We start from the raw sequence: 8,303 nt of genomic DNA on the forward strand, positions 1-8,303 counted from the left end.
CTCCTTTCCCCTGGCTGGTACTAGGGCCTGGGGTGGCTATGAACTAGTCAGGCTATGTGAGCGCCTATCGGGTGAAGATGCTAAAGTTTCCACGATGTCTCTGGGTTTGCTTCGAGGTGTTCGCAACTTTGCTAACTTTTTCCAATGGGGATGGCAGTTTGCCGACCGGCTTGCCTTTGCTGAGGTGAGTGCGGGGAGCGAGCCTCTAGATGCTGATATGGATGGAGTTTACAGTACTTTTGGGATAGATAAGTCCGAGATCACTACGGTTGAAGAGTATATGGGTGAATACTTTAACCGCATCCTCAAGAAGCTGAAAGAACTTGACTTTGAAAGCGGACGTGAGAGCAAGAGAAAGCTGCCGTTCTAATTGAGCCAGACTATTTCTGTAGACATTGGGCTTACAAGCGATCTTATACGATGGGATAGTCGGCAGTCTCAATCGGTAAAAACACCATCCAGGTAACACCGCCTGGGCGTTCGCGGACTGTCAGCTTGGCCCCTAATGCTGTAAACAGCGCTTTGGTGGTTTGCAGATTTAGGCTCAGTCCCCCTGTGTCAGGCTGGAACATGAGTAACTTGCCCAGGGATTTAAGGGCGGGTCGGTGTTGGTCGCAGACTGGACCAACCTCTGCTTGGAATTCGAGTTTGAGCTGATCGCCAGCGGCCATGACATGCAGCTGAATCTGCCCTTTTTGGGCAACGCTATGGGTAAATAGCTCCACTAGACCCGTGAGTACTTGCTGTAAAAGGGCTGGGTCACTAGCCACCATGGGCAAGTCTGTAGGCAGTTTGACCTCAAGCGAAAGATTGCGACGGGCAGCGGCTTGCTCCCATTTGGGAATGGCGGATTGAATAATTTCGCTTAGAGCCGTGGCGGTGAGGGGCGAGCGTGGAGCTTGCTGAGTGGCGGCTTCAAGTTCCACAGCCTTAAAAATGAGATTAAATCGATCAATTTGCTGAGTGCAGGCATTGTCAATTTGCTGCAGGCGCTGTTTTGCCTTATCGACTAAGTCCTGACGGCGAATGAGGGAGCGCGTCAATGTACGGATCGTTGTCAGGGGCGTGCGAATTTCATGGGCCATGGCCTTGAGTAACTCAGTGTCTAGGCCATAGGGATCGCTGCTGCTGGAGGAATGGGATTCATCTGGGGGCGATATGATCCGCTCAACAACTGGATTAGATTTAGGGGCGGGTAGAGAGGAGAGCAGCCACCGGCTAAACTGGCTGACAATTCGGTAATCTGGCTCGGTGGGGGTAAATGTTTTGACTAAGGGATCGATAAAATCTAGCTGTTTGGGGGTGGTGAGTACTATGCGCGATCGCAATAATTGCCACACCTGACTAATCACCGCAGGTGTAAACGAAAACTGAAACCGGAGTTCATCCTCTGCATCACGACCGAGCACAAGCACGACACTAAACCGCTCCGTAAGTAGCAAACAAAATTGCTCCCCTGCGAGGGGATCGCCCTCCATTAAAGGCAGAATGCGAGCAGCGGCAGTCTCTACAAGGGGTTTCTCATCAGCAGGCATGAGCTGGGAAAATGCTTGGGACAGCTGGTCTAGCGGCGGCGGTATAAACACCCAGTTAGATAGCTGTATCGTCAGCTCTGGAGCATCAAGTACAGGAAAAGGACCACTGATTAATAAACCAGCCGGGCCTTGTTTAGCCACCTTGCGAGACACGCTGGCAGATGCTCGAGAGGGTTTCGCAATACTACGGTGAGGAAGGGTTTGCTGTAAGAGATGCCCCAGGGATGAAACCGCTCCCTGCCATTCCGTTTCAGCTCGCTCTGCCTGGTGCTGGTGGACCGGACTACCAGTATTCAGGACATCCCACTCCGTTGATTCTGCCCCCAGTTCTCCCAACGCGACTAAACTACTAATTGTGGGTAAAAACTTCTCCACCATGAGCCCCTAGATGCATGTGGTGTGTGGTGTCATGCCTCAGCTTTTGATGACTGATACGGACAACACATCTCCTTAGAGACTACTGGTAAGTTTCCCCTTGTGACTATGGCGTAGAACCGAACGTCACGGGTGGAGTTGCAGATTAACCGCATAATTGAGCAGACTCTATATAGAAACTGGTAAGCCGTCAACTACCCATGGACAAAGGCTTACCAGGATGCATACTCAATTTATTAAGAATGACGTTAGCCGAACCAAGTGGACGGAATAAGTGTTTCTGAGGTGAGTGCCACTGGGCGCGTAATCACCTTTTGAATACCTTGGTGCACCAATTGGCGAATTTGGCGATGTTGCTCCGCCGAGTAACAGTTTCTAGGTAGGTCTAGAGAACATTCATTATCCGCTACCGTCATGTAGCGAGCAGGCAAACGACTCAGCACAAACGTCGCTAGCCTATCGCGAGCATCAGAGCTAGTAAACGTTTCTCGATAGGACGCAGAGGGGCCAGCAGCTAACACATCATCGATAATTTCATTGACAACAGGCAGGGCGATATTAATGAGAGTGTTGGCCATTGTAAGGATCTCCGATTAGTTGAGGATTGAGAGATAGGTAGAGAACTCAGGATTTGCGTATTGGCAATATCTTATGTATTGCCAAATCATTGCCAATACACATCCTTCTAACTACCTTTGAGCCAGGGCAAACTAGGGAGTCATAAACTGCCTTAAGCAAATGAGATAGACCCCTGAGACCCGCTCAAGCTAATGTCGGGGATCGCTTTTATATAGATGATCCCCGACCAAAACTAATGTTATTTTTTCCCACCCTGAATCCGGAAACCAACATCTTTAATAAAGACTAAATATTTGCCTGAAAAATAAACTTAGCTTGTCTAAAATGCTAAAAATAATTAACAGCTGTCGACATATTTTTTTACCTTATAACCGCTTTGTTGCAATCTGGGCCGCTAAGGTAAAGCTATGCAGCTTCTAATTTGCCCTGGTTATCACTCGCCGGATTTAACCCATTCCTTTTTACAATCTTTGTTAGGTGCGATTACGCCAGAACGGTTGTGGGTATTACCTATTGGGGCATCGTCTAGAGCTATTCCCTGGTTGCTGGCCTCACCACAGCGTCCGCAGCTAGCTGCGGAGCTACAGATAGTTGCCTTTAGCGCTGGCGTAGTTGCGGCTTATCCCTTATTACTGACGTGGCAGGCTATGGGTGGTCAGGGACGCATGATTGCGGTGGATGGCTGGGGTATGCCTCTGGTGGGTGACTTGGCGATTTATCGTGTGAGTCACGATGGGTGGACCCACCGCACAACGTATTTTCCTTCACCTGTGCAGAGTAAAGGCTATTTTTATGCTCACCCTGCGGTGGATCATTTATCGATCTGGCAGTCGCCCCAATTGAGTCAGGGGATGGGGGCTATCGACACTAAGGTGGGTTCGATGACAGCGTTAGAATTTATCTGTGCTGCGTTGATGTCGCCGGGGGGAGGATAACGGTTAAATCTCTGGTACAGACTGGTGTGGATATGTCATGGATAAGTGACGTCATTCTTGAGTACCACAACGCCCAACTACCGTTTGAGGAAGCGTTTAGGGCTGCTTGCAAGCCTCTACAACGATATGAACAGCTACTGACAGAAATCCGTTTTTCTATGAAGTTTGTCGAATTCTTTAGAGTGTAATTGTAAAATAGACCACCAATAACAACCATTTCTGCGGCTGTATTTCCCTATCTGACGCCTTTAAACACCATGACTTCGACGTCTGTAATGCCCTCTGTTAAAGCAAGCTCGGTAATGCAACGAGCGACCGGTGCTTTTGCCCTCATCGATAGCCTGGTTCGCCACGGTGTCAGCCATGTGTTTGGCTATCCGGGAGGCGCAATACTGCCGGTCTATGACGAGCTGTATAAGTTTGAGCAGCGGGGAGATATTCAGCATATTTTGGTGCGTCATGAGCAGGCGGCCTCCCATGCGGCTGACGGCTATGCTCGCGCCACTGGCCAAGTGGGTGTATGTGTTGCTACCTCTGGGCCAGGGGCAACGAATTTGGTTACAGGGATTGCCACTGCCCAGATGGATTCGGTGCCGATGGTGGCAATCACCGGGCAGGTGGCCCGAGGAGCCATTGGTAGTGATGCCTTTCAGGAGACGGATATCTTTGGCATCACTCTACCGATTGTTAAGCATTCCTATGTTGTGCGCGATCCGCGTCAGATGGCGGAAATCGTAGCTGAGGCGTTCTATCTTGCCCAGTCTGGTCGTCCGGGGCCCGTGTTGATCGATGTGCCCAAAGATGTTGGTTTAGAAGAATTTGACTATGTTCCGGTCGAGCCGCGCTCAGTTGCAATTCCAGGGTACAAGCCCACGACGCGGGGCAATCCCCGGCAGATTGGCAATGCGATCGCACTTCTAAAAGCCGCCAAAAAGCCACTCCTCTATGTCGGTGGCGGTGCCGTCATATCCGGTGCCCATGCCGAAATTGCTCAGCTGGCCGAGCATTTCCAAATCCCTGTGACCAACACCCTGATGGGGAAGGGTGCCTTTGATGAACAAAACCCCCTTTCGGTCGGGATGCTGGGGATGCATGGCACTGCCTACGCTAACTTCGCGGTGAGTGAGTGCGATCTGCTGGTGGCCATCGGGGCTCGATTTGATGACCGAGTCGCTAGTAACTTAGAAAAATTTGCTCAGCACGCCAAGGTTGTTCACATTGACATTGACCCAGCCGAGGTCGGTAAGTGCAAGGTGCCGGATGTCCCCATCGTGGGTGATGTGAAGAATGTGTTGACCGAGCTGCTGTCCCGTCTCGCTCAGCCTGCTGACGCTGATCAAACCGGAGCGTGGCGAGCCCGCATTGATCAATGGAAAACCGACTATCCCCTCAAAGTCCCCACCTACAGCGATCAGCTGTCACCCCAACAGGTGATTGCTGAAGTGGGTCGTCAGGCTCCCGATGCTTTTTACACCACTGATGTGGGTCAGCATCAGATGTGGGCAGCGCAGTTTCTCCAAAACGGGCCACGTAAATGGATCTCTAGTGCTGGTTTAGGCACCATGGGGTATGGTATGCCTGCCGCACTGGGTGTACAAATGGGCGTAGGTGAAAACCAGGTCATTTGCATTAGTGGCGATGCCAGTTTCCAAATGAATTTGCAGGAGTTGGCGACGCTGGCGCAGTACAACATCAAAGTCAAAACAGTTATTGTTAATAACGGCTGGCAGGGCATGGTACGTCAGTGGCAACAAGGCTTCTACGGTGAGCGCTATGCCTCATCCAATATGGAAGTGGGGATGCCTGACTTTGAAAAGCTGGCCGAGGCTTTTGGTGTTAAGGGTATCGTGGTGAAAGAGCCTGAGCAATTAGATCAGGCCATTGCTGACATGCTGGCCCATGATGGTCCGGTGCTGTTGGATGTGTGGGTACGTCGGGATGAGAACTGTTATCCCATGGTGCCCCCCGGTAAAAATAACTCCCAGATGGTTGGTTTAGCAGAGCCTGCAACTAAGCGTCCGGTGGAAGTGGTTCACTGTAGCAGCTGCGGCAGTGATAACAAGGCCACCCACCGTTTCTGTTCTGAGTGTGGCACAAAGCTGTAAGGTCAATGGAACCAGCGGGAGGGGTGAGATAGGCCAAAGTAGTCATGGGTAAAGCCATTGATTACGGGCCAAATACTCCCCGCTGGTCCAAATGCAACTTTCTTACTAAAGCATTCATCAGACTATTGTTCATGCACTCTATGTGCAATCGCATAAGCTTATCTCGGTGATGCTGACCAATATTATTTGAATCGCATATTTTGTGTTTTAGGATGAATCAAAAACACAACCATTTGTCCTCGGCGTTCCCAGTGTTTTTGACTCGTCGGCATCATCTGTACAGCATCTGCTTCCGACTCCAGTAGAAACTGAATTTCTCCGGGAGCAAATTTGCAATCAATAAATTTGAATGACCGCTCAATACCAGCAGCCTTCTCGGCAGCAAACTTGGTTAATGCTTGAGCACAGGCAATTTTTCCACGGTGTTCTAAACAAGCCCGCTGCCAGGTTTCTGAATACCTTGGATGGTTTTCCCCGTCAGTGCCAAAGCATGTTGTTTGAAAAAACTTAGGTTTTGCCAGCGTACCGTGATTAAATCCCAAGAAAACGGTTACCACATGAAACTCGCCTATCGTATCTTGGGCTAGCAGAATATTGCCTTTGTCTCGCATAAACTCCCGCCATACGTTTTCGTCATAGCAGGGGACAGGCACCTTATTTTCTAGAATATATGGCTGTATATCATGGGAAAATGGCGTCAATCGTTCATTGAACCCAAACGAGTACCGTTGTAAAAATGGGTCAGAATTTTGTCATATTTTTGCCCGCTTTCGGCCATACCGCGAGCCCCCCACTGACTCATGCCGATACCGTGACCAAAGCCATTGCCGGCGACTGAAATGCCGGTGGGACTAACGGATAGGTCAAACTTAGTGCTGCGCAGACCTAGCTTTTGACGGAAGGTGTTACCGGTCACCGTCAGGGTGCCAGCGTTGCCAATGATGGTCATCCGCTTGGCGCGACCTCTAGGACTGCGGCTGAGCACTTCCACGGCTGAAATGGTGCCAGGGTAGCCGATGCGGGCGCCTACGTCTTCGAGAGAAAACTGGGCTCGCCAGCTATAAACCGGGGCATTTTGGTCAAAGTCAGGAACGCCCTTGAGATAGGGAACGGCGGTTGACCAGACATGCTCGGAATTCTCGGTATGGCCACCGGAGGAGGAGTGAAATACGGCTTCGATGACCCGGCCACCGTGGGTGATAACTTTGCCGCTTGTGGCATCAACGGCTTCCTGAGTAGAGGGAGCTTCGCCTTGGAGACCTTTATAAACTTGAGATGACTGGGTGCTGTTGACGTCGAAGGAACGACCGCTGGCTTTGCCCTGGTGATATAGGGCGTAGGAACGGGCGGCTACGGCTTGCGATCGCAGCGCCTCCTGGGGCCAGCTAGTGGGCATTTCGCTACCGACAACACTGTAGAGATAGTCATCGATATCCACATAATTAACAGCCGTGACGCCATAGTCGCCCGGCACTAGCTTGACTTTGCCGCGATACCAGCGGTCCCCAATCCACACTACGCCACCATTTGAGGGCTCTAGCCAGAACGTGCTGGATGCACCAAAACTGTTGCGATCGCCCAACAGTTCCAAGCGGCCGTTGTCTCCATTGACAGTTAGCGGCTGGAGTTCAGGCAGCTGCATCACCGTTTGCCCTCGGCTGTCGCGTACTACACCTGTCGTTGAGCTACCAATTTGTACCTGAGAGGTATTATTGCGCACCGCCACACGTATTTCTGCGGCTTGGGCCGGTAGGATCCACATGAGCCATAGTACGGCTACCCACCAGCTGTGACGGTTTAGGACCAAACGTTTGAGAGACCAGGAAAGCATATTATTCATGGCAGATAGTCAGGAATAGGAGCAGCCAGCACTAGAGTGCCCGTTGAGTGTTTCCAGCGTAAACGTCTACAGGAATGATGTGCCAGTTGGCATATGACAGTTTGCCAACGGGATTAGCAATGAATAATAACAGTTTGAAGGGGCCGCTGTCTGCAACTATATGTACAGGATTACAGGCCACCGCATCTACTCATAGTAGCTTGGCCGACTCATATAGCCGTCGCACCATGGCCATGATTTTCTTGCCGTAGAGGGGGTCTGCGGCCCAGCGACCGCTGAGCTGATCTACCAGGACGGCGCTGCCTCGGCTCACAAACCGGAATCTTGGATCGACCAGCTCTTGCACTAGGGGTTCCTTGCTGGCATAGGCTTTAAGGTGCTGAATCTGAGCCCTGACCCCGACGCGGGCGCTAGCAAAGGAGGCCCCGGCAGCATTGCCACCAATAGCGCCGATACCGGCAAAATTATTTTGCGAGGCTTTGACATCCCCACCAAAGCGTAGAAATGACGTTTCCACACACATTTGGCAAAATGCAATGTCATAGTTCACCCCCTCGATCACCCCTTCTTCGCGGTAAATTTTGGGCAGATCGGGAAAGTTCTGGAGGGCGGCTTCGTTATTATTTTTGAGAAACATCATCAGGTTGACCTGAGACGTGTTGCCATGCCCCATAATCTGGTCAATTAACCCTGGGCAAATCCCTAAAGCGGACTGGGATTTAAGCTGTACGGTGCGGCTAGCGGCATCCCAGCCAATGGAAATATTAAAGTCTCGCAGATCTACGGTTTTGACATAGACTACATTGCCGTAGCGAACCCGGCGAATCTCTTCATTGTTAGATAGATCAACGCCGAGGCGGTCAGCGAGGTCAATGGGGACGTAGGAATTGTTGTTAACGATGATGCCTTTTTCGTCATAGCGCCCCCCGTTGAT

7 protein-coding genes and 1 pseudogene are annotated in these 8,303 nt (G+C 51.0%); 3 read left to right on the forward strand and 5 right to left on the reverse strand.

Annotated features, from left to right (window positions below; genetic code table 11):
- Nucleotides 1–370, forward strand: a pseudogene (locus IQ260_RS23065) (3-beta hydroxysteroid dehydrogenase); the annotation flags it as partial.
- Nucleotides 371–413: 43 nt separating this feature from the next.
- On the opposite strand, the gene IQ260_RS23070 reads toward IQ260_RS23065, so the two are convergent.
- Together IQ260_RS23070 and IQ260_RS23075 are read right to left on the reverse strand one after the other, a co-directional pair.
- The gene (locus IQ260_RS23070; protein ID WP_193995433.1) at nt 414–1,913 is read right to left on the reverse strand and encodes a sensor histidine kinase; all 1,500 of its coding nucleotides are present in this window, start codon (nt 1,911–1,913) and stop codon (nt 414–416) included.
- A 245-nt stretch (nt 1,914–2,158) separates the two neighbouring features.
- Nucleotides 2,159–2,488 (reverse strand): late competence development ComFB family protein, encoded by a 330-nt coding sequence (locus IQ260_RS23075; RefSeq protein WP_193995434.1) that lies wholly within the window; start codon nt 2,486–2,488, stop codon nt 2,159–2,161.
- Nucleotides 2,489–2,896: 408 nt separating this feature from the next.
- On the opposite strand from IQ260_RS23075, the gene IQ260_RS23080 reads away from it, so the two are divergent.
- Together IQ260_RS23080 and ilvB are read left to right on the forward strand one after the other, a co-directional pair.
- Nucleotides 2,897–3,424 (forward strand): hypothetical protein, encoded by a 528-nt coding sequence (locus IQ260_RS23080; RefSeq protein ID WP_193995435.1) that lies wholly within the window; start codon nt 2,897–2,899, stop codon nt 3,422–3,424.
- Nucleotides 3,425–3,681: 257 nt separating this feature from the next.
- Complete coding sequence (gene ilvB, locus IQ260_RS23085) at nt 3,682–5,529, forward strand: biosynthetic-type acetolactate synthase large subunit (protein ID WP_193995436.1); 1,848 nt, start codon at nt 3,682–3,684, stop codon at nt 5,527–5,529.
- Nucleotides 5,530–5,711: 182 nt separating this feature from the next.
- On the opposite strand, the gene IQ260_RS23090 is transcribed toward ilvB, so the two are convergent.
- From IQ260_RS23090 to IQ260_RS23100, 3 genes are all read right to left on the reverse strand, one after another.
- Complete coding sequence (locus IQ260_RS23090) at nt 5,712–6,182, reverse strand: hypothetical protein (protein WP_193995437.1); 471 nt, start codon at nt 6,180–6,182, stop codon at nt 5,712–5,714.
- Between the two features lie 44 nt (nt 6,183–6,226).
- The gene (locus tag IQ260_RS23095; protein ID WP_193995438.1) at nt 6,227–7,369 is read right to left on the reverse strand and encodes a SpoIID/LytB domain-containing protein; all 1,143 of its coding nucleotides are present in this window, start codon (nt 7,367–7,369) and stop codon (nt 6,227–6,229) included.
- 190 nt (nt 7,370–7,559) lie between these two features.
- Nucleotides 7,560–8,303: glucosaminidase domain-containing protein (locus tag IQ260_RS23100; protein WP_193995439.1), on the reverse strand; the 744-nt coding region annotated here is incomplete at its 5' end.

The sequence above is a fragment of the Leptolyngbya cf. ectocarpi LEGE 11479 genome (genome assembly GCF_015207065.1).
GTDB lineage: Bacteria > Cyanobacteriota > Cyanobacteriia > Phormidesmidales > Phormidesmidaceae > Leptothoe > Leptothoe ectocarpi.

Bases quoted from the DNA above. Each gene is read 5' to 3' on its own strand.
- IQ260_RS23070 (WP_193995433.1), bottom strand. From the start codon at position 1,913: ATGGTGGAGAAGTTTTTACCCACAATTAGTAGTTTAGTCGCGTTGGGA.
- IQ260_RS23075 (WP_193995434.1), bottom strand. From the start codon at position 2,488: ATGGCCAACACTCTCATTAATATCGCCCTGCCTGTTGTCAATGAAATT.
- IQ260_RS23080 (WP_193995435.1), top strand. From the start codon at position 2,897: ATGCAGCTTCTAATTTGCCCTGGTTATCACTCGCCGGATTTAACCCAT.
- ilvB (WP_193995436.1), top strand. From the start codon at position 3,682: ATGACTTCGACGTCTGTAATGCCCTCTGTTAAAGCAAGCTCGGTAATG.
- IQ260_RS23095 (WP_193995438.1), bottom strand. From the start codon at position 7,369: ATGAATAATATGCTTTCCTGGTCTCTCAAACGTTTGGTCCTAAACCGT.